We start from the raw sequence: 20,396 nt of genomic DNA on the forward strand, positions 1-20,396 counted from the left end.
TTGCAAATTATTAACATAGTCACCACACTCCCTGACATCTGGTCATACCAGTTCATGCGCTGATTCAGGAGAGAGAGATGCTCTATCAAGGCGATACCCTGCACCTACACTGGCTGGAGAACGGCATTGCCGAGCTAGTGTTTGATGCCCCAGGCTCGGTCAACAAGCTCGACACCAAGACGGTCGCCAGCCTGGGCGAAGCCGTTGCGGTACTGGAATCCCTGCCCAATCTGCAAGGTGTGCTGCTGCGTTCCAGCAAGGCCGCCTTTATTGTTGGGGCGGATATCACCGAATTCTTGTCACTGTTTGACGCCCCGCCAGAGAAGCTGGCCGCGTGGCTGGGCTTTGCCAACCAAATCTTCAACCGGCTGGAGGATCTGCCCGTCCCGACGCTGTCGGCGATCAATGGCTATGCCCTCGGCGGCGGGTGTGAGTGCGTACTCGCGACCGACTTGCGCGTGGCCACGCCAGACGCCCGCATCGGCCTGCCGGAGACCAAGCTGGGCATCATGCCGGGCTTCGGCGGCTCTGTCCGCTTGCCACGCCTGCTGGGGGCGGACAGCGCGATGGAGATCATCACTGCTGGGAAAGATCTGCCGGCGGCGGAAGCATTGAAACTGGGGCTGGTGGATGCGGTGGTCAGCGACGAGAAGCTGCTGCCGGCGGCCTTGCAGATGCTGCGTCAGGCGATTGACGGCCAGCTCGACTGGCGCGCGGCACGCCAACCAAAGCTGGAGCCACTGAAGCTCTCCAGGATTGAGGCGGCGATGAGTTTCAATGTCGCCAAAGGGCTGGTGATGCAGCAGGCTGGCCCGCACTACCCGGCCCCGCTGGCGGCGGTCAAGACCATTGAGGCCGCGGCGAAACATGGCCGGGAGGAGGCGCTGAAGCTGGAGACCGCCGCCTTTGTGCCGCTGGCTGGCTCGCCTCAGGCGCGCGCGCTGGTGGGCATCTTCCTCAACGACCAGTATGTGAAGGGCGAGGCGAAAAAGCGGGCTAAGCAGACTCAGGCACCGACCAAAGCGGCAGTGCTGGGCGCTGGCATCATGGGCGGCGGCATCGCTTACCAGTCAGCGCTGAAAGGCGTGCCGGTGCTGATGAAGGATATTAATGAGAAGTCCCTGACGCTCGGCATGAATGAAGCTGGCAAATTGCTCAACAAGCAACTGGAGCGCGGCAAGCTGGATGGGCTGGGGCTAGCGAAAACCCTCGCCGCTATCCAGCCGACGCTGGCCTACGCCGGTCTGGATCAGGTGCAGGTGGTGGTGGAAGCGGTAGTAGAGAACCCGAAAGTCAAAGCCGCGGTGCTAGCCGAAGCCGAGGCGCAACTGGACGCACAGTGCGTGCTGGCCTCCAATACCTCCACCATCCCCATTAGCCAGCTGGCGCAGGCGCTGAAGCGGCCGGAAAACTTCTGCGGTATGCACTTTTTCAACCCGGTGCACCGGATGCCGCTGGTCGAAGTGGTGCGCGGCGAGCAGACCTCTGACCGCACGCTGGCGACGGTGGTGGCCTACGCCCTCCAGATGGGCAAGACGCCAGTAGTGGTGAATGACTGCCCCGGCTTCTTCGTCAACCGCGTGCTGTTCCCCTATCTGGCCGGTTTCAGCCTGCTGCTGCGCGATGGCGCGGACTTCCGCCAGGTCGATAAGGTGATGGAGAAACAGTTTGGCTGGCCGATGGGGCCGGCTTACCTGCTGGATGTGGTCGGCCTCGACACTGCCCACCACGCGCAGGCCGTGATGGCGCAAGGCTTCCCGGATCGGATGGGCAAAGATTACCGCGATGCGGTGGACGTGCTGTTTGAACAGCAGCGCTTCGGCCAGAAGAGTGGCGCGGGCTTCTACCGTTGCAGTGAAGACAGCAAAGGCAAGCCGCGCAAAACGCCGGATGAGGCGGTTGATCCGCTGCTGGCGGCGGTGCGCGGCGCGGATCGTGATTTTAGCGGCGAGGAGATTATCGCGCGCATGATGATCCCGATGATCAACGAAGTGGTGCGCTGTCTGGAGGAGCGGATTATCGCCAGCCCGGCCGAGGCGGACATCGCGCTGGTCTACGGTCTGGGCTTCCCTCCCTTCCACGGCGGGGTATTCCGCTACCTGGACACACTGGGCAGCCGCCACTATGTGGCACTGGCCGAGCGCTACGCCGCGCTGGGGCCGCTCTACCAGGTGCCAGCCGGGCTGCGCGCCAAGGCGGAGAGCAATGGCCGCTACTACCCTGAAACCACGCCGCCGGTGGATATCGCCGCCGGCACGCCGGCATGAGGTGAATGATGGAAAATGTCGTAATCGTAGATGCACTCCGCACGCCGATGGGCCGCTCCAAGGGCGGTGCCTTCCGTCAGGTGCGGGCGGAAGATCTCTCGGCGCACCTGATGCGGGCGCTGCTGAACCGCAATCCGGCGCTGGATCCGGGCGAAATAGATGACATCCACTGGGGCTGCGTGCAGCAGACGCTGGAGCAAGGTTTCAACATCGCCCGCAACGCCGCGCTGCTGGCGGAGATCCCGCACCGCGTGCCAGCCGTGACGGTCAACCGGCTGTGCGGCTCCTCCATGCAGGCGCTGCATGACGCCGCCCGCGCCATTATGGTCGGCGACGCGCAGGTGAGCCTGATTGGCGGCGTCGAGCACATGGGCCACGTGCCGATGCACCACGGTGTGGATTTCCACCCTGGCCTGAGCCGCACCGTCGCCAAGGCAGCGGGCATGATGGGGCTGACGGCAGAGATGCTGGCGAAGATGCACCACATCAGCCGCGAGATGCAGGATGAGTTTGCTGCCCGCTCCCACCAGCGCGCCCATGCTGCCACGGTGGCTGGCCGCTTCAAGCGTGAGATCGCGCCCACCGGCGGCCATGATGCCGATGGCGTGCTGTTCCGCCTCGACTATGACGAGGTGATCCGGCCGGAGACCAATGTGGCGGCGCTGGCGGCGCTGAAACCGGCGTTCGATCCGGCTAACGGCACAGTCACCGCCGGCAGTGCCTCTGCCCTTTCGGACGGCGCGGCCGCGATGCTGGTCATGAGCGAGTCCCGCGCCCGTGCGCTGGGACTGGCCCCGCGGGCGCGCATCCGCGCAATGGCGGTGGTGGGCTGCGATCCCTCGATCATGGGCTATGGCCCGGTGCCAGCCACCCAATTGGCGCTGAAACGCGCCGGGCTGAGCGTGGGGGACATCGGCCTGTTCGAACTGAATGAGGCATTTGCCGCCCAGACGCTGCCGTGCATCAAGGATCTCGGCCTGTTGGAGCAGCTGGATGAGAAGGTGAACCTGAATGGCGGCGCAATTGCCCTCGGCCACCCGCTGGGGTGCTCTGGCGCACGCATCTCCACGACCCTGCTGCACCTGATGGAAGATCGTGACGTGCAATTTGGCGTGGCCACCATGTGCATCGGGCTGGGACAGGGGATCGCGACGGTGTTTGAACGGCTGGCCTGACGGCAGACGAAAAAAAACCGCCCAAGTGGGCGGTTTTTTTTATGGCGCGCAATCAGAGGAAGGAGAAGGCATCGCCAAACATCTGGGCCGCGACGGCCCCGCGCTCATTGCAGAAGCGCTCACGGGCGATTTTCGCCATCTCAAAGCGGCCCGCAATGTAGATGTCGTGGCCAGCCAGCGAGGCGTGATCCTGCAACACCGCGCTCAGCACGGTGCCGGTGCGCCCCTGCCAATCCTCGGCAGGCTGCTCCACTACCGGAATGACATTCAGGTTCGGGTACTGCACGCTCAGCGCTTCCAGCTCGTTCAGGTCATACAAATGTGACAGCTCGCGCCCGCCCCAGTAGATGGAGATGTCGCGCCCCGGCTGCTGCTCGAGCGCGGTGATCAGGATCGAGCGCGCATAGGAGAAGCCGGTGCCGCCAGCGATCAGGATCAGCGGGCGGGTGCTGTCGTCGCGCAGCCAAGCATCGCCGTGCGGAATGTCCACGTTAATGGCGCGCTCTTGCAGGATGCGATCCATCACCGCCATCGCATACAGGTTCAGCTCGGATGCGCCGATGTGCAACTCAATATAGGCGTTTTCCGCCGGGGTAGACGCGATGGAGAACGGGCGCTTGTCACGCTCATCCATCACCACCATCAAATATTGCCCGGCGCGGAAAGTCACCGGCGTTTCAGGCACCAGCCTGACCCGGTATACGGTATCGGTAATGGCCTCTACGGAGGCCACTGTACAGCTTAATATCGTCATGCGTTCCCTCTGTCGGGTCAATAGTGCAACACTAAGGAGAGCCCGGCCTAGCGCCCCGGCTTCCTGTCACTGAAAATCGCCAGCTCGTCCCAGATGGCATCTACGCGGGCGGTCACCGCCGGGTCCTTGACGATGGGGCGGCCCCACTCGCGCTGGGTTTCGCCTGGCCACTTGTTGGTGGCGTCAAGGCCCATCTTCGAGCCGAGGCCCGACACCGGTGAGGCGAAATCGAGATAGTCGATGGGGGTGTTCTCCACCAGCACCGTATCACGCGCTGGGTCCATGCGGGTGGTGATGGCCCAGATCACATCATTCCAGTCGCGGGCATTAACATCATCGTCACACACGATAACAAACTTGGTGTACATAAACTGCCGTAAAAACGACCATACACCCATCATTACGCGCTTGGCATGGCCAGCGTACTGTTTTTTCATCGTCACCACCGCCATGCGGTAGGAGCACCCCTCCGGCGGCAGGTAGAAATCGACGATCTCCGGGAACTGTTTTTGCAGGATCGGCACGAACACTTCATTCAGCGCCACGCCCAGCACCGCCGGCTCATCCGGCGGGCGGCCGGTGTAGGTCGAGTGGTAGATGGCATTCTTGCGCTGGGTGATGTGGGTGACGGTGAAGACCGGGAAGTGATCGACCTCATTGTAGTAGCCGGTGTGGTCGCCATACGGCCCTTCGGGCGCCAGCTCCTGCGGATCGATATACCCTTCCAGCACAATCTCGGCGCTGGCCGGCACTTCCAAATCGTTGGAGAGGCACTTCACCACTTCGGTCTTGTTGCCGCGCAGCAGCCCGGCAAAGGCATATTCAGAGAGGGTATCCGGTACTGGCGTCACTGCGCCCAGAATGGTGGCCGGATCGGCGCCCAGCGCCACTGACACCGGAAAACGCTGGCCGGGGTTGGCTTGGCACCACTCCTGGAAATCGAGCGCGCCGCCCCGGTGGGAGAGCCAACGCATGATCAGCTTGTTGCGGCCCAGCACCTGCTGGCGATAGATGCCGAGGTTCTGGCGCTCCTTATGCGGGCCACGGGTGACGGTCAACCCCCAGGTCACCAGCGGCGCGGCATCCTCCGGCCAGCAGTGCATTACCGGGATGCGGCTCAGATCGACCTCATCGCCCTCCCACACCTGCTCCTGGCAGGGCGCGTTGCCCTGGCGCTTGGTCGGCATGTTCAGCACCTGTTTGAACTTCGGCACCTTGTCGAACAGGTCGCGGAAGCCCTTCGGCGGCTCCGGCTCTTTCAAGAATGCCAGCAACTTACCGACTTCACGCAGCGCGCTGACCTCCTCTTGCCCCATGCCCAACGCCACCCGCTTCGGCGTGCCGAACAGATTGCACAGTACTGGCATCTGGTAGCCCTTCGGGTTCTCGAATAACAGCGCCGGGCCACCGGCACGCAGGGTGCGATCGGCAATCTCGGTCATTTCCAGGTAGGGGTCGATGGGCTGGCTGATGCGTTTGAGTTCGCCGCGCTGCTCGAGCAAGGCGATAAAGTCACGTAAATCCCGGTATTTCATGCTGATCCACAGTATTTGATACTGATAATTATTGTCGTCAGTGAGAGGGCATTATAGGCGCTATCGAGGGGGGATGCTGCAATTTTGTTGCAGCATCCCCCGCCCCGTCGGCCGTCAGCAGCCGAAGGGCACCAGCCCGGCCAACGCCTGTGCGTCATGGTGTTCGGTGACGGCGCAGCCGTGGCGGAACAGTTTGTAACCCTCGCCACGCGCGCTGAAGTACTCCAGACGGTTGCCGCTCACCTGCAGCAGACTCCCCTCGCGCAGGCCGATGACGCTCTCTGACGGGTTGACGGCGCAGAACTCCGCGATGCGCTCATCGCGCGTCTCGCCCATATGCCCCTCGGGGTGGATATCGGTGTAGTGCGGGTTGATCTGCACCGGGAACAGCCCCAACGATGGCAGCACCACGTTGTTGCGCACTGGCATGTCATTGGTGGTGCGGATGGAGGGGGTCGCCACGTTGCAGCCAGCGCTCCAGCCGATGTAAGGGGTGCCGCGCTCGCGCACCGCCTGCTGGATCGGCACGATCAGGCTGTGCTCATGCAGCATCTGGTTCAGCATCCAGGTGTTGCCGCCGCAGACAATGATGCACTGGGCGTGGCTGAGTGCCTCGGCCGGGCTGCCCGCGTGGTGGATGCTGCTGACGCGGATGCCGAGCGCCGCCTCCAACTCCTGCGCCCGCTGGCTGTAGTTGCCCCGGATCAGCGCATACGGGATCAGGATGGCCGACTCCACGCCCCGGCGGGCAATCATCTCCGCCAACCGCTCATGCGCATAACCCAGCAGCCGGTCATCCCCAGCCAATTTTCCATTGCTCAGCAGAAACAGCTCCATTTTCATCGCCCTCATCTTATCAATCGTGACAGCAAGAGAGCCGTGCAGAGGGCCACTCCTTGGAAAGGTGCGCCTGCCCGGCCGGTTCTCCCTACGTTAATGGAAATCGCCCCACGCCGCACCCTGCCGCGATCAACGACGCGTGCCGTGCCACATCCGGCCGCTGCTATTTATCCGCCATGGCTTTTGCTATGCTTGCTTCCATAGCAGAAAGGCGTGTGAACCTATGGAATCTTGGTACTTATTGTATTGCAAGCGCGGACAGCTCCTGCGCGCGAAAGCGCACTTGGAACGGCAGGCCGTCAATTGCCTCAGCCCAATGATCACCCTCGAAAAGATGGTCAGAGGACGCCGTACCGCCGTCAGTGAGCCGCTCTTCCCAAACTACATGTTCGTCGAGTTTGACCCGGCGCGCATTCACACGACCACCATCAGTGCAACGCGTGGCGTCAGCCACTTTATCCGTTTCGGTAACCAGCCGGTGATTGTCAGCCCGACGGTGATTGGCGAACTGGCGCGCCAGCCGACGCAAACGGTCACTGACCCTGACATGCCGCAGCCCGGCGACAAGGTGCTGATCACCGATGGCGTGTTTGAGGGGCTTCGGGCCATCTATACCGAGCCGGATGGCGAGGCCCGTTCGATGCTGCTGCTAACGCTGCTCAATAAACAGGTGCACCAAAGCCTCGACAACCGCCAGTTCCATAAGCTGTAACGATATTCAGGCAATAAAAAAGGCACGCCGGAGCGTGCCTTTTTTGATCGTGCGGTTTAGCGCTGCATCTCTGCGTCATGCAGCCACTGGGCAACACGCTTGGCAAAGTAGGTCAACACGCCATCGGAGCCAGCGCGCTTGAAGCACATCAGGGACTCCAGCACCGCAGGCTTCTCCTGCAACCAGCCATTCTGGAAGGCAGCCATGTGCATCGCGTACTCGCCGGAGACCTGATAGGCGAAGGTCGGCACACCAAAGGTGTGTTTCACGCGGTGGATGATATCCAGGTACGGCATCCCCGGCTTCACCATCACCATATCCGCCCCCTCTTGCAGGTCTTGAGCAATCTCCTGCAACGCCTCATCGCTGTTGGCCGGGTCCATCTGGTAGGTCTTTTTGTTGCCGCCCTTCAGGTTGCTGCTGGAACCGACCGCATCACGGAACGGGCCGTAGTAGCAGGAGGCATATTTCGCCGAGTAGGCCATGATCTGGGTATTGATCAGGCCCTGCGCCTCCAACTGGTCACGGATGGCACCGATGCGGCCGTCCATCATGTCGCTTGGCGCGATAATCTCTGCACCGGCTTCGGCGTGGGAGAGCGCCTGACGCACCAGAATCTCTTTGGTCACGTCATTGATGACGTAGCCATCGGCATCAATAATGCCGTCCTGACCGTGGGTGGTGTAGGGATCCAGCGCCACGTCCGTCAGGATGCCCAGCTCCGGCACCGCGTCTTTCACCGCCCGAATAGTGCGCTGCACCAGACCATTGGGGTTGTAAGCCTCTTCCGCATGGAGTGACTTCAGGTCACCCTCAATCACCGGGAACAGGGAGAGCACCGGCACGCCAAGCTTGGCGATGGCTTCCGCCTCTTTCACCAGCTCGTCAATCGTCATGCGCTCCACGCCCGGCATGGAGGGAACGGCCTGACGGCGGTTGCTTCCTTCCATGACGAACACCGGATAGATCAGGTCGTTGACCGTCAGCTGATTCTCGGCCACCAGACGGCGGCTGAAATCATGGCGGCGCACACGGCGCATACGGCGACCCGGAAAGGTGCCCGGAAATGCATAGCTCATCGTATTTCTCCTACTCAGGCCAGTCGGAACAGCCGACGGGCATTATCATCAGTTTTCTCACCGAGCCATTTAGGGTCTTCCTGGCGCCAGATGGCGACCTGCTGAACGATATGGGGCAGAAAACAGGGTTCGTTGCGGCGGGATGCAGGTTTGGGGGTTAAATCCCGGGGCAACAGATAGGGGGCGTCCGTCTCCAGCAGCAGGCGATCCGCCGGGATCAGCGGCAGCAGCGCCCGCAACGCCAGCCCGCGGCGCTCATCGCATACCCAGCCGGTGATGCCGATGGAGACGCCCAACGCCAGACACGCTTCCAGCTCCGCTTGGGTGCCAGTGAAACAGTGCACCACCACGCCGGGCAACTGCGGCACCCACGGCACCAGCAGGGCGATAAAACGCTCGTGGGCGTCACGGCAGTGCAGGAACACCGGCTTTTGCAACTCGGCGGCCAGTGCCAGCTGGGCGGTGAAGGCGCGCTCCTGGCTGGCCGGGTCGGAGAAGTTGCGGTTGAAGTCCAGCCCGCACTCGCCAATCGCCGCCACCTGCGGCAGGGCAGCCAGCTCACGCAGCCGGTCGGCCGTTGCCTCGCCCCAGCCAGAGGCCGCGTGCGGATGCACGCCTGCCGTGGCCCAGCAGAAGCCTGGGTGCTCCGCCGCCAGCGCGGCGGCCTCGGCGCTCTCTTCGGCATTAGTGCCGGTAATCAGCATACCGTGCAGGCCAGCAGCGCGGGCGCGGGCCACCACGTCCAGGCGATCCTTGGCAAACTGTGAACTGGTCAGGTTGACGCCAATATCAAACATCAGGGTGTCCAAAACAGAAGCCGCCCTGTAAGGGCGGCCTGGTCAATCGTCAGCGCCTTACGGCGCGCTGGATGAGGAGTCTGACTCATCATCAAGGGGATCGCGGCGTTTGCCCACGTAGTAGCGGCCAAAGAATACGCCGATCTCAAACAGCAAATACATCGGGATCGCCAACAGCGTCTGGGAAAAGACATCCGGCGGCGTCAGCAGCATCCCCACCACAAAGGCACCCACCAGCACGTAGGGGCGCTTGGCCTTCAGGTCTTCCGGCGTGGTCACCCCGCTCCAACAGAGCAGGACAATCGCAATCGGCACCTCAAACGACACCCCAAACGCCATAAACAGCGCCATGACAAAATCGAGGTAGTTATTGATGTCAGTAGCAATCAGGACGCCAGCTGGCGCGGTTTTGGCGAAGAAGCCAAACGCCAGCGGGAAGACGATAAAGTAGGCAAATGCCATCCCCATATAGAACAACAGGGTGCTGGAGAACAGCAACGGCATCATCAGGCGGCGCTCGTGCTTATAGAGCGCCGGCGCGATAAAGGCCCACACCTGATACAGGATGATCGGGGCGGAGAGAAACACCGACACGATCATGGTCAGCTTGATCGGCGTAAAGAAGGGCGAAGCCACATCTGTTGCGATCATACTGGCGCCATTCGGCATCTGTTTAATTAATGGTGCGGAAACTAATTGGTAAATGTCATTGGAGAAATAGGCCAATGCCAGAAATACAACCAGTACAGCAATGATGCAGTTCAGCAGGCGCTTACGCAGCTCAATCAGGTGGCTGATAAGCGGCTGGGTATCTTCAACAGCCATGTTTTAACGATCGCCCGTTGGTTGAGGAGAAGAGGCCGGCTCGGCCGGTGTCGCCGCTGGGGCTGGCGCGTTGACTTCAGGTTTGGTTGCTGGAGCCGGCGCGTCAGCCTTGGTCAGGGTAACCGGTGCCGCTGGGGCGGGCGCTTTCGCCGGGGCGCTGGCGACGGTCGCTGCCTCCGCAGGCGTCACGCCATCATGGATGGCTTCCGGATCGGTCAGCACCGGATTGTGGATGGTCTGCGCTACCTCGTCCACGCCCTCTTTGTACCCGCGCCTCATCGATTCGGCCGCCTCTTTCAGCTCCTCCATCGACGTCTTCAGCTCTGGGGTGAGGTTCTTCAGCCCAGCCTCTTCAGCCTTCTTTAGGCTGTCCTGCAGCTCCTGCAACTTCAGCTCCTGCGACAACTCGTTCTGGACAGAGGCTGCCAGCGAACGCAAGGTGCGGATCCATCCCGCCACTGTTCTGACTGCCACCGGCAACCGTTCTGGCCCAAGCACCACCAGACCAATCACCAGCACCAGCAACAGTTCACTAAATCCAATATCGAACACGGTTTACACCTGCTCTTTGTCTTTGCTCTTGGCCTCGTCTGACTTCACCTGCGTCGGTTTGTCAGTCAGGGTTTTGGTAAAGTCAGCGTCATTGGAGGAGTGTTCAGATTTTGCCGCAGGAGTTTGGTCATCGCCCATGGCTTTCTTAAAGCCCTTGATTGACGTCCCCAAGTCTGAACCCAGGTTACGCAGTTTGTTGGTACCAAACAGCAAAACCACGATCACTGCGATAATCAGTAACTGCCAAATGCTAATGCCACCCATCGTATTCACCTCTCAGAGTCTGGGAAAAAATCATACTGCCGCATTATACGGCAGCTTTGTAAGCTTTCCTGCTAAATTCACTTGCCGGCGCGCTGCCAGCCAAGCAGCCAGGCAATGACACCGCCGACCATCAGCCAGGCCGGGTAGGTCTCCTGATCGCCCACCAGCATGATGGTGCCGCTCAACAGCAGCGTCGCGCCAATGCCAAACAGATAGCGCGACTGGCCGTTACGCACCCGGTGTTCACGCAGCTCGGCGGAGATCTTCTCCACGCTGTGGTGCAGCTGACGATTGCGTTGCAGGTTCTCGTACACCAGATCCGGCAGCTCAGGCAGCTTCTCGGCCCAGAACGGCGCTTTCTGCTTGAAGGCGCGAACCATCGCTGGCAGGCCGACCTGATCATGCAGCCAATTCTCCAGGAAGGGCTTGGCGGTAGTCCAGAGATCCAGCTGTGGGTAGAGCTGGCGGCCCAGCCCCTCCACGTAGAGCAGGGTCTTTTGCAACAGCACCAGTTGCGGCTGCACTTCCATATTAAACCGGCGGGCGGTGTTAAACAGGTTAAGCAGCACATTCCCGAAGGAGATATCAGCCAGCGGCTTCTCAAAGATTGGCTCACACACCGTGCGGATGGCGAACTCGAAATCTTCAACGTTGGTATCTGGCGGCACCCAGCCGGAGTCCACGTGTAGCTCTGCCACCCGGCGGTAGTCGCGGTTGAAGAAGGCGATAAAGTTCTCCGCCAGATAGCGTTTGTCCGCCTTGTTCAACGAACCGACAATGCCGCAGTCGATGCCGATATAGAGCGGATCGTTTGGGTGTTCATAGCTGACAAAGATGTTGCCGGGGTGCATGTCCGCATGGAAGAAGCTGTCACGGAACACCTGGGTGAAGAAGACCTGCACCCCACGCTCCGCCAGCAGCTTCATGTTGGTGCCCTGCGCCAGTAGGGTCGGCACGTCCGATACCGGGATGCCGTAGATGCGCTCCAGCACCAGCACCGTTTCGCGGCAGTAGTCGGAGTAGACCTCCGGCACGTAGAGCATGTTGCTGCCGTCAAAGTTGCGGCGCAGTTGGATGGAGTTGGCCGCCTCGCGCAGCAGGTTCAACTCATCGAGCAGGGTCTTCTCATACTCGCGCACCACCTCAATCGGCCGCAGGCGGCGGCCATCGGGCAGCAGTTTCGGCAACCAGCCGGCCAAACGGTTCATCAGGCGCATATCGGCCTTGATCACCGGCAGGATGTCCGGGCGGATCACCTTCACTACCACCTCTTTGCCATTCTCCTTCAGGCGGGCGGTGTGCACCTGCGCGATGGAGGCGGAGGCCAGGGCCTTCTCGTCGAAGTCCTCAAACCAGGTCTCCAGCGGGCCACCCAGCGCCTCTTCAATGTGGCGGCGGGCGCGGCGGCCATCAAAAGGCGGCACCCGATCCTGCAACAGTGCCAGCTCATCGGCGATCAGCGGCGGGAACAGGTCGCGGCGGGTGGACATCATCTGCCCAAACTTGATCCAGACCGGCCCCAACTCCTGCATGGCCAGACGCAAACGCACGCCCAGCTGCTTGTCTTTGTGGCGGTTGGGCATCCAGAACAGCAGCCGCCGGCCAAAGCGCAGCGGCAGCGTCAGGCGCATCCGGGGAATGAGCTCATCCAAACCGTAGCTCAGGAAGACGCGGACAATCAGGTAGAGGCGGCGGAGTTCACCAGGGGTCATGACTTCGCCTCCAGGGTATTCAGACGGGCGTCGAGCGCCTCCAGCTGGCGCGCCAGCGCGTCGGCCTCTTCATTGAACCAGACCACTTCCAGCGGGCCGGGCGCCAGGCGCCACTCTTCGGTCAGCGCCTCACTCAGGTGCCCCTGCTGGCGCACGAAAGAGGAGGTGAAAAATGAGAAGCCCTTGCGCGCCGCCTGTGACAGCCCTTGCGCGGCGATGTCGCCGACGTAGGGTGCCAACAGGTCAGCGGGTTCCCACTCGGCCATATCCAGCAGCGCGACCAGTCGCTGGACGACCTGCAAGTCGCCCTCCACCACCAGTTCGCCCGCGCGCATCAGTGGCGAGAGTTGCGTGCGGTCGCGCAGTTTGCGCAGCACACCCAGGCGGGTGGTGACCGTACAGTCGGCGTCGCCGGCCCACTCTCCCACCACATCCACCTGACGCTCGCTGAACACCAGCGTGATCGGGGTATCCAGCTCTTGCAGGCGAATGCGCAGGATCTTGCCAGCCAGCCGCAGCCGTGCCGCTTTCATGCTCGGTTCGCGGTAGAGCAGCCGGTTAAGGCCGGTCTCCAGCGCCGCCGTGATTAACGGGGTCAACAACATGGCATCCCCCCGTCAGAATTTGAAACCGCGATGTAAGGCAACAATGCCTCCAGTGAGGTTGTGGTAGCTGACGTGATCAAAGCCAGCGTCGCTCATCATCCCTTTCAGGGTCTCCTGATCGGGGTGCATACGGATTGACTCCGCCAGGTAGCGGTAGCTCTCCGCATCCTGCGCCACCAGCTCACCGATGCGCGGCAGCAGGTGGAAGGAGTAGGCGTCATAGGCCTTGTTCAGCGGCTCCAGCACGGGCTTGGAGAACTCCAGCACCAGCAGGCGGCCGCCCGGCTTCAGCACGCGGAACATGGAGCGCAGCGCCTTCTCTTTTTCGGTGACGTTGCGCAGGCCGAAGGAGATGGTGATGCAATCAAAGTAGTTGTCCGGGAAGGGCAGTGCCTCGGCGTTGGCCTGCACGTAGCTGACGTTGCCGACCACGCCCAGATTGCGCAGCTTCTCGCGGCCCATTTTCAGCATGGAGTCATTGATATCTGCCAGTACCACTTCACCGGTGTCACCCACCAGACGGGAGAACTTCGCCGTCAGGTCGCCGGTGCCACCGGCCAGGTCCAGCACCCGTTGGCCGCGGCGCACGCCGCTGCAATCGATGGTGAAACGTTTCCAGATGCGGTGGATGCCGAACGACATCAGGTCGTTCATCAAGTCATATTTCGCTGCCACCGAGTGGAATACCTCTGCCACCATGCCCGCTTTTTCATCTTTCGCCACGGTGCGGAAACCGAAGTGTGTGGTTTCCTGGTTCTGATCTACCATGTTTTTCTGCCCGTTTTTCAGTCAATCTCATGGGGGTGAGGATCACCAAACCCCGCCGGTGTCCCCGTGGTCACACCCGGGGTCGCTTCATTATGGTGCCAATTATTACGTCTGCTGCTGATTGGGGGTTGCCCCTCTGGCAGCGGGTAGCCGGGCCGCTGATCCTCCTGCGGCACCTCCGGCTCTGGCCATACGCCGTCCGGCGTCTCTTCCGCCCGGGCGACGGCGGCCAGTGATGGGCTGATAGGCCGTTTTACTTCAACGCCCATGGCCCGGAAACCTTCAACCTGTCCTATAAGGTTACCACGCCCTTGTGTCAGTTTGTTCATTGCCAGCCGATAACTTAGCTGCGCTTTGTCGAGGCTCTGGCCCATCGATTCCATGTCATCCACAAATAAGCGTAGCTTGTCATACAGGCGTGCGGCGCGTTCGGCGATGCGTTGTGCATTTTGGCTCTGCTGCTCGTAGCGCCAGAGGTTGGAGATGGTACGCAGCGCCACCAGCAGCGTGGTGGGGCTGACCAGCATGATATTGTGGCGCAGCGCCTCGTTGATCAGCTCTGGCTCGCGGTCAATCGCCAGCAGGAAGGCTGGCTCCACCGGGATGAACATCAGCACGTAATCGAGGCAGCGCAGGCCGGGCAGTTGCTGGTAATCCTTACGGCCCAGCTGCCGGATATGGCCCCGCAGGGAGGCGAGATGCTCATTGAGCGCCGCTTCCCGCTCGGCGTCGTTAACGCTGTTGAAGTAGCGCTCGTAGGCCACCAGCGACATTTTGGCGTCGATGACCACGTCCTTCTCCTGCGGCAGGCGGACAATCACATCCGGCTGCATCCGGCTGTTGCCGTCGAGGCGGATGCTGACCTGTGTCTCATACTCATGCCCTTCGCGCAGCCCAGACGCCTCCAGCACCCGGCTGAGCACCAGCTCCCCCCAGTTGCCCTGGAGTTTGTTATCGCCCTTCAGCGCGCGGGTGAGGTTGAGCGCCTCCTGCGCCATTTGGGCATTAAGCTGTTGCAGGTTTTTGATCTCATGGGCGAGGGTGTGCCGTTCACGCGCCTCCTGGCCGAAGCCCTCCTGTACCTGGCGGCGGAAACCGTCGAGTTGCTCGCGCAGCGGCAGCAACAGCCGGTCCAAACTCTGGCGGTTCTGCTCATCCACCCGCCGGCCAGTCTGCTCAAATACCCGGTGGGCGAGTTGCTCGAACTGGGTGCTGAGGCGCTGCTCACTGTTCATCAGCAGGCGCTGCTTCTCCTCGGCTGCCAGCCGGGTCTCCTCCAGCCGGATGGTCACCTCCCGCAGCTCCGCCTCCTGCATGCTGTTGATTTCACGCTGGGCGCGCAGCTCCTGGTTGAGTTGCTCACACTCCGCGCGCCAGTGCGCCAGTTGCTGGAGCCGCTCCTGCCCGGCGGCCACCTCGCCATAGAGCGTCCGCAACTCCAGTTCGCTGTCTCGCAGTTGCTGGCGGGTGCGCTGCTCCTGGGTGGCGAGCGTCTGGCACGCCTGCCGCTCCTGCGCCAGTGCCTGCTCTGCCAGTTGCAGCGCGGCGCCGTGCCGGGCCTGCCGCTGCTGGTGGCGCATGGCTGCGCATAGCCAACCGCCGCCGAGGCCCGCCACTGCCGCCAGCAGGATGTAAAGGATGCTGATCTCCATGCCGGTTTCGCCCTCAATCACCGTGAACCTGCCACGTTAAGGAAAGTGGCGGAGCCTGTCCAGAACGCATTCTTGCGCCGGAACCCGGCTCGCAAAGATTGTGGCGACCCCTGTCAGAACAGCCCGCGCAGCCAGTCGATGCCAAAAGCCCCCGGCATCAGCATTAGGCTGGCCCAGATCAGCGCCGACACGCCGTTCGCCAGTTGGAAGTGCTGCTGGCGCATCCCGCACATGCCCGCCACCAGCGGCACCACCGCCCGCAAGGGGCCGATGAAGCGGCCGAAAAAGGCCCCCATCACCCCCCAGCGGGCGAAGAAGTCGTGGCCGCGCGCCAACAACTGCGGTTGGCGGGTAAAGGGCCAGAGTTGACTGACCTGATGCTGGTAGCGGTCGCCAATCCAGAAGGAGATCCAATCCCCCAAAAACGCGCCGATGGCGGCGGCCGCCCAGATCGGCCAGAAGGCCAGCCCGGCCTCGGCAATCAGTGCGCCAACGCCCAGCAAGATGAGGGTGGCGGGCACCAGCAGCGAGAGAAACGCCATCGATTCGGCGAATGCCAGTAGGAAGACCACGGGCGCGGCCCACTGCTCATGCTGGCGCACCAGCTCCAGGGTATCGGCCACGATGCTGGCAATTGTCACAGGTCACTCCATCTGATAAACGGGCAGACCCATCAGAATACCTGCCCGGCGGCCATCCTGCCTGTAACCTTGGGTAAACAAGCCTTTAGTTATGCAAAGTTGCCGCCATAAAAAAGGGCGCCGTAGCGCCCTGTTCATTTTTGGCAACGCTATCACACCAGACGGCGCGCCGCTTCGACCACGATTTTCACCGCGTGACTCTCGGTCTGCTTCATGGTTTCGGCATTCGGGATCTCTTGCTGGGTGCGGTTGACGATCACCCCTGCCACCATGCCCGCACGCAGCCCCTGGCTTGCGCACATGGTCAGCAGCGTGGCGGACTCCATTTCGTAGTTCATCACGCCCATTGCCTGCCACTCTTCCATGGAGCCTTTGAAGCGGTTCACCACGCGGCCGGAGAAGGTGTCATAACGCTCCTGGCCGGGGTAGAAGGTGTCGGAGGAGGCGGTGACGCCGATATGGGTGGTCGCGCCCACCGCCTTCGCGGCCTCTACCAGCGCAGTGGTACAGGCGAAATCGGCCACGGCCGGGAACTCCATCGGCGCGAAGTGCAGGCTGGCGCCATCAAGGCGTACGGCCGCGGTGGTGACCAGCACGTCGCCGACGTTAATGTGGTTCTGGATGGCGCCGGTGGTGCCGATGCGCAGGAAAGTACGCACGCCCAGTTGTGCCAGTTCTTCCACTGCGATGGAGGTGGAGGGGCCACCGATGCCGGTCGAGCAGACCACCACGGCCTTGCCGTCCAGCTCGGCGCGCCATGACGTAAACTCACGATGGGACGCCAGCTTGACCGGGTTCTCCATCAGGCGGGCAATCTTCTCTACGCGCTCCGGGTCACCGGGTACGATCGCCAGGGTGGCACCCTGCAGGTCAGCCTTGGTCAGGCCAAGGTGGAAAACATCAGACTTAGACATAGGAAACTCCTGTTAACAACGCTTTGCCGGGAATAAAGAGAGAGTGTACTGAAAAATCAGTTAATTTTTTGTGATAACCATCACTGCCAATGCAACACGCATGCACAAGTTGCCAAATTAATGTGACAAGATTCACACTAACGCCATTATCGCACCCTTTTCTGCTTCCATACCAGTGCCTGCCATCCCACCTACCCTTCTCCAATGGCTAAAAGTATCGCACGTACATAAGCCCACTGAACCCGTAGCGGGAGATAAACAGCAATGTCCTTACTCGGCGCACCTCAAGGTTACGTCCAGAATTAAATAATTAGAATTTAATTCATTTGAATCTAATAAATAGCCTTTTAAATCATTAAGTTAAAAATTAAAAATACTTAATGGAAATTAAATGACAAATAAATATTTCCCTATTTTTTTAGGAATTAGAATTTCTGGCTGCGCATTTTTCCCACTCTATGCACGACAGACTCCAAACAAGGATGGAAAAAATTGAAAAATCTTAACACAACGCCCAATCCCCTCGCCCTAAATATCCTTAAAGCTTTGCCTATGATGCTGGCTATTACCGGCGGCTTTAGCGCTACTAGCCAGGCGACTGAAATCAATGATGGCGGCAATGATAATGCCTCACCCATTAATATCAGTGGCGGCAGTGCGGATAGCCCGCATAGTTTAACTATCTACCCAGGTGATTTATCTATTGTTACTACTGGCAATAATTCACACAGTATTTATGTCCGTGATGGTGGAAGAGTCTTTGAAGAAAAAATCAAAACAATTGACGATAACGGTACCATGAGGGGAACGACCACCAGCATTTCCACCACCGGTGAGAATGCCAAAGGTATTTATTCTCAAAATGGTAGCACCGTGGAATTATTGAGCCCACTGACAATTAAAACCAATAATATTAATTCAGACGGTGTTTATTTAGAGGGTGATAATAATACCTTCAGCCTTATGGCGGATATGTCGGTCACCACCGCAGGCGACAACAGCGCTGGCATCAATCTCAACGGCGAAAAAAACAGCGTGGCCACCGGGAAACTGAGCGTCAAAACCGGCGGGACAGGGAGCCATGCGGTGACCGCCAATGGCGAAGGGAGCACCCTCACTGCTACCAGCGCCTCACTCTCCACCACTGGCAAGGGTGCCTCGGCTATCGCCGTTGACCAAAAAGCCGCAGTCACGCTGACAGATAGCGCCCTCTCCAGCGCCGGCGCTGACAGCCTGACCGTGCAGGCGCACGGCGGCAGTAGCGTCTCTCTAGCGGGCACCACGCAGGCTGCTACACTCACCACGCTCGGCACCAACAGCCACTCCATCGAAATTGATACCCAAGCCACCGTCACCGGCGACCAGCTGAATATTGATCACCAGTCTGAAAACAGCGCCGCCATTGTGCTGCAACAGCACACCGGTGCGGCCGCCAGCCAGCAGGGCGGCGCCCTCAACCTCACCCAATCGAGCCTGACCAGTCACCAATCTTCCCCGGCACTGGCCGCGGATGGCGGCAACTGGACAGTGGATTTTGACCATACTGACCTGAACGCGGGTCAGGGTCAGGCGATCTATGTCGCTAACCAAGCCGACGCCGCAAAAAGCGCCGAGTTGCAGGCCCAGTCCGCCAAACTGAACTTCACGGCGGAAAATAGCAGCACCGTGACCGGCAACGTGGTGGTGGAAGCGCAGAACAATCTGGCGAACCAGCTCACCATGGGGCTGCTAGACTCCACCTTCAATGGCGCATCCCAAGGCAATATCGACCTGACGGCCAATAACAGCACCTGGAACATGAGCGCCAGCTCCACGGTCAACTCACTGGCGATGGACCAAAGCAGCGTCCACTTCGCGCCAGAGGGCGACTACAAAACCCTGACCACCCAGTCGCTGTCGGGCAGTGGCAGCTTCTACCTCAATACCGAGCTGAATGAGGGCGGTGCCAACAGCCAGAGTGACAAGATCATCGCCGCCAATGCCGCCAGCGGCAGCAATTTCACCCTGTATATCAATGGCCGGGGCAATGGTGCCGCCACCGAGGGCAATGGCATCGAGGTGGTGGAGGTTCAGGATCAAAGCCACGCGACTTTCGCGCTGGGGAATACGGTCAGTATCGGTGCCTATGATTACTACCTGTTTGAGGGGGATGCCGAAGGCTCGGCCGATACCAACGACTGGTATCTGCGTGCTCAATATAACGATCCGGATGCCAACAGCGACGACGACAACGGCGGCAACAACGGCGGCGATAACGGCGGCAACAACGGCGGCGACAACGGCGGCAACAACGGCGGCGACAACGGCGGCGACAACGGCGGTGATGACAACGGTGTTCCTTCCAATGTGAAACCGTACCGTGAAGAGGTGCCCGGCTACGCGGTCGCTCCTTACCTGAACCTCTACTACGGCCTGCAAACGGTCGGTACCCTGCATGAGCGCATGGGTGATGCCGAGCAGTACGCACGTAACTACAACAACCTCGCCTGGGCGCGTACCGGCGGCAACAGCACCTCCTTCAATGCTGGCTACTTCGGTTATGACACCGACTCCTGGTTTGCCCAGTTCGGTACTGACCTCTATCAGGATGAGACGGACAACGGCACCCGCGTGCATGGCGGGGTGATGGTGACCCTCGGCTACCAGAACTCTGACAACCAGGATCAGGCACGCCGGTACGGCGACAAGCAGGTAGAGACCGGCTCGCTGCATACGGATGCCTACAGCGTGGGCGGCTACTACACCCGCTATGCGCAGGATGGCAGCTACGTCGATCTGGTGGGTCAGTTCACCTACTACCGCAACAAATATGAGAGCCGTTACGATGCCCGCCAGAACAGCTTTGGCACCCTGCTCTCCGTGGAAGGCGGCAAGCCATACGCGCTCAGCGAGAACTGGAAAATTGAGCCGCAGGGCCAGCTGGTTTACCAATATCTGATCAGCGAAGACTTTGGCGATGCGATCTCTACCGTCTCTGGCGTCAATGAGAGCGCGCTGACCGGCCGCGTCGGGGTGCGGTTGTTCCGCGACCAGCAGGAGAACAAAGAGCAAGAAACCTTCAAGCCTTACCTGACGGCGGACGTGTTGCACAACTTCACCGATGCCCCGAGCGTGCGGGTAGCCAACAGCGACGTGCAGGCTGACCTCAGCACCACCTGGTGGCAGTCTGGCGCGGGCATGACCACCCGTCTGGCGGAGAACACCTGGATCTACGCCGATGTGCAGTACCGCAAAGGCATGGATAACGATATGGAAGGCTACGTCGGCCACATCGGCATCCAAGGCAGCTTCAAGTAATGTCCCT

At 60.7% G+C, this 20,396-nt stretch carries 17 protein-coding genes and 1 pseudogene; 4 read left to right on the forward strand and 14 right to left on the reverse strand.

Annotation, left to right across the window (positions count from 1 at the left end):
* Positions 1-77: 77 nt before the first annotated feature.
* Complete coding sequence (gene fadB, locus ACK3SD_RS16415; RefSeq protein WP_481126183.1) at positions 78-2,267, forward strand: fatty acid oxidation complex subunit alpha FadB; 2,190 nt, start codon at positions 78-80, stop codon at positions 2,265-2,267.
* An 8-nt stretch (positions 2,268-2,275) separates the two neighbouring features.
* Positions 2,276-3,442, forward strand: a complete 1,167-nt coding sequence (gene fadA / locus ACK3SD_RS16420) for an acetyl-CoA C-acyltransferase FadA (RefSeq protein ID WP_481126184.1) — start codon at positions 2,276-2,278, stop codon at positions 3,440-3,442.
* 52 nt (positions 3,443-3,494) lie between these two features.
* On the opposite strand, the gene fre is transcribed toward fadA, so the two are convergent.
* The 3 genes from fre to pepE all read right to left on the reverse strand — a co-directional run bounded on the left by fre (position 3,495) and on the right by pepE (position 6,568).
* Positions 3,495-4,196, reverse strand: a complete 702-nt coding sequence (gene fre, locus ACK3SD_RS16425; protein ID WP_481126185.1) for an NAD(P)H-flavin reductase — start codon at positions 4,194-4,196, stop codon at positions 3,495-3,497.
* A gap of 47 nt (positions 4,197-4,243) precedes the next feature.
* Positions 4,244-5,731, reverse strand: a complete 1,488-nt coding sequence (gene ubiD / locus ACK3SD_RS16430; RefSeq protein ID WP_481126186.1) for a 4-hydroxy-3-polyprenylbenzoate decarboxylase — start codon at positions 5,729-5,731, stop codon at positions 4,244-4,246.
* A 114-nt stretch (positions 5,732-5,845) separates the two neighbouring features.
* Positions 5,846-6,568, reverse strand: a complete 723-nt coding sequence (gene pepE, locus ACK3SD_RS16435) for a dipeptidase PepE (RefSeq protein WP_481126187.1) — start codon at positions 6,566-6,568, stop codon at positions 5,846-5,848.
* Positions 6,569-6,794: 226 nt separating this feature from the next.
* Here pepE and rfaH point away from each other — a divergent pair, with 226 nt between their 5' ends.
* The gene (gene rfaH / locus ACK3SD_RS16440; protein WP_481126188.1) at positions 6,795-7,283 is read left to right on the forward strand and encodes a transcription/translation regulatory transformer protein RfaH; all 489 of its coding nucleotides are present in this window, start codon (positions 6,795-6,797) and stop codon (positions 7,281-7,283) included.
* A 56-nt stretch (positions 7,284-7,339) separates the two neighbouring features.
* On the opposite strand, the gene hemB is transcribed toward rfaH, so the two are convergent.
* The 11 genes and pseudogenes from hemB to udp form a co-directional block, all read right to left on the reverse strand.
* Entirely contained in the window at positions 7,340-8,362 is a 1,023-nt protein-coding gene (hemB, locus tag ACK3SD_RS16445) for a porphobilinogen synthase (RefSeq protein ID WP_137764603.1), read from the reverse strand.
* A gap of 14 nt (positions 8,363-8,376) precedes the next feature.
* Complete coding sequence (gene tatD, locus ACK3SD_RS16450; protein ID WP_481126189.1) at positions 8,377-9,159, reverse strand: 3'-5' ssDNA/RNA exonuclease TatD; 783 nt, start codon at positions 9,157-9,159, stop codon at positions 8,377-8,379.
* Positions 9,160-9,216: 57 nt separating this feature from the next.
* Positions 9,217-9,984, reverse strand: a complete 768-nt coding sequence (gene tatC / locus ACK3SD_RS16455) for a Sec-independent protein translocase subunit TatC (protein WP_137764605.1) — start codon at positions 9,982-9,984, stop codon at positions 9,217-9,219.
* 3 nt (positions 9,985-9,987) lie between these two features.
* Positions 9,988-10,536, reverse strand: coding sequence for a Sec-independent protein translocase protein TatB (tatB, locus tag ACK3SD_RS16460; protein WP_481126190.1), 549 nt, complete (start codon positions 10,534-10,536; stop codon positions 9,988-9,990).
* 3 nt (positions 10,537-10,539) lie between these two features.
* Positions 10,540-10,800, reverse strand: a complete 261-nt coding sequence (tatA, locus tag ACK3SD_RS16465; RefSeq protein ID WP_137764607.1) for a Sec-independent protein translocase subunit TatA — start codon at positions 10,798-10,800, stop codon at positions 10,540-10,542.
* A 77-nt stretch (positions 10,801-10,877) separates the two neighbouring features.
* The gene (ubiB, locus tag ACK3SD_RS16470) at positions 10,878-12,512 is read right to left on the reverse strand and encodes a ubiquinone biosynthesis regulatory protein kinase UbiB (RefSeq protein ID WP_481126191.1); all 1,635 of its coding nucleotides are present in this window, start codon (positions 12,510-12,512) and stop codon (positions 10,878-10,880) included.
* Positions 12,509-13,117: a ubiquinone biosynthesis protein UbiJ gene (ubiJ, locus tag ACK3SD_RS16475; protein ID WP_481126192.1), complete on the reverse strand. Its 609-nt coding sequence runs from the start codon at positions 13,115-13,117 to the stop codon at positions 12,509-12,511. Before ubiJ ends, ubiB begins: the two co-directional genes overlap by 4 nt.
* A 12-nt stretch (positions 13,118-13,129) precedes the next feature.
* On the reverse strand, positions 13,130-13,885 hold the full coding sequence (ubiE, locus tag ACK3SD_RS16480) for a bifunctional demethylmenaquinone methyltransferase/2-methoxy-6-polyprenyl-1,4-benzoquinol methylase UbiE (protein WP_137764610.1): 756 nt from the start codon (positions 13,883-13,885) through the stop codon (positions 13,130-13,132).
* A gap of 194 nt (positions 13,886-14,079) precedes the next feature.
* Positions 14,080-15,537, reverse strand: a pseudogene (gene rmuC / locus ACK3SD_RS16485) (DNA recombination protein RmuC); the annotation flags it as partial.
* A gap of 113 nt (positions 15,538-15,650) precedes the next feature.
* A complete protein-coding gene (locus tag ACK3SD_RS16490) occupies positions 15,651-16,178 on the reverse strand; it encodes a DedA family protein (protein ID WP_481126193.1) in 528 nt (175 codons plus the stop codon).
* Between the two features lie 152 nt (positions 16,179-16,330).
* Positions 16,331-17,092 carry a uridine phosphorylase gene (gene udp / locus ACK3SD_RS16495; protein WP_137764612.1) on the reverse strand — a complete coding sequence of 254 codons (762 nt, stop codon included), beginning with the start codon at positions 17,090-17,092 and terminating at the stop codon, positions 16,331-16,333.
* A 972-nt stretch (positions 17,093-18,064) separates the two neighbouring features.
* Here udp and ACK3SD_RS16500 point away from each other — a divergent pair.
* Positions 18,065-20,389 carry an autotransporter family protein gene (locus ACK3SD_RS16500; RefSeq protein ID WP_481126194.1) on the forward strand — a complete coding sequence of 775 codons (2,325 nt, stop codon included), beginning with the start codon at positions 18,065-18,067 and terminating at the stop codon, positions 20,387-20,389.
* The last annotated feature ends 7 nt before the right edge of the window (positions 20,390-20,396 follow it).

This window comes from Chimaeribacter sp. YP20170169 (assembly GCF_056739715.1).

Excerpts from the sequence above, each read along its gene's own strand:
- fadB (WP_481126183.1), top strand. The coding sequence starts at position 78 with ATGCTCTATCAAGGCGATACCCTGCACCTACACTGGCTGGAGAACGGC.
- fadA (WP_481126184.1), top strand. The coding sequence starts at position 2,276 with ATGGAAAATGTCGTAATCGTAGATGCACTCCGCACGCCGATGGGCCGC.
- fre (WP_481126185.1), bottom strand. The coding sequence starts at position 4,196 with ATGACGATATTAAGCTGTACAGTGGCCTCCGTAGAGGCCATTACCGAT.
- ubiD (WP_481126186.1), bottom strand. The coding sequence starts at position 5,731 with ATGAAATACCGGGATTTACGTGACTTTATCGCCTTGCTCGAGCAGCGC.
- pepE (WP_481126187.1), bottom strand. The coding sequence starts at position 6,568 with ATGGAGCTGTTTCTGCTGAGCAATGGAAAATTGGCTGGGGATGACCGG.
- rfaH (WP_481126188.1), top strand. The coding sequence starts at position 6,795 with ATGGAATCTTGGTACTTATTGTATTGCAAGCGCGGACAGCTCCTGCGC.
- hemB (WP_137764603.1), bottom strand. The coding sequence starts at position 8,362 with ATGAGCTATGCATTTCCGGGCACCTTTCCGGGTCGCCGTATGCGCCGT.
- tatD (WP_481126189.1), bottom strand. The coding sequence starts at position 9,159 with ATGTTTGATATTGGCGTCAACCTGACCAGTTCACAGTTTGCCAAGGAT.
- tatC (WP_137764605.1), bottom strand. The coding sequence starts at position 9,984 with ATGGCTGTTGAAGATACCCAGCCGCTTATCAGCCACCTGATTGAGCTG.
- tatA (WP_137764607.1), bottom strand. The coding sequence starts at position 10,800 with ATGGGTGGCATTAGCATTTGGCAGTTACTGATTATCGCAGTGATCGTG.
- ubiB (WP_481126191.1), bottom strand. The coding sequence starts at position 12,512 with ATGACCCCTGGTGAACTCCGCCGCCTCTACCTGATTGTCCGCGTCTTC.
- ubiJ (WP_481126192.1), bottom strand. The coding sequence starts at position 13,117 with ATGTTGTTGACCCCGTTAATCACGGCGGCGCTGGAGACCGGCCTTAAC.
- ubiE (WP_137764610.1), bottom strand. The coding sequence starts at position 13,885 with ATGGTAGATCAGAACCAGGAAACCACACACTTCGGTTTCCGCACCGTG.
- udp (WP_137764612.1), bottom strand. The coding sequence starts at position 17,092 with ATGTCTAAGTCTGATGTTTTCCACCTTGGCCTGACCAAGGCTGACCTG.
- ACK3SD_RS16500 (WP_481126194.1), top strand. The coding sequence starts at position 18,065 with ATGTCGGTCACCACCGCAGGCGACAACAGCGCTGGCATCAATCTCAAC.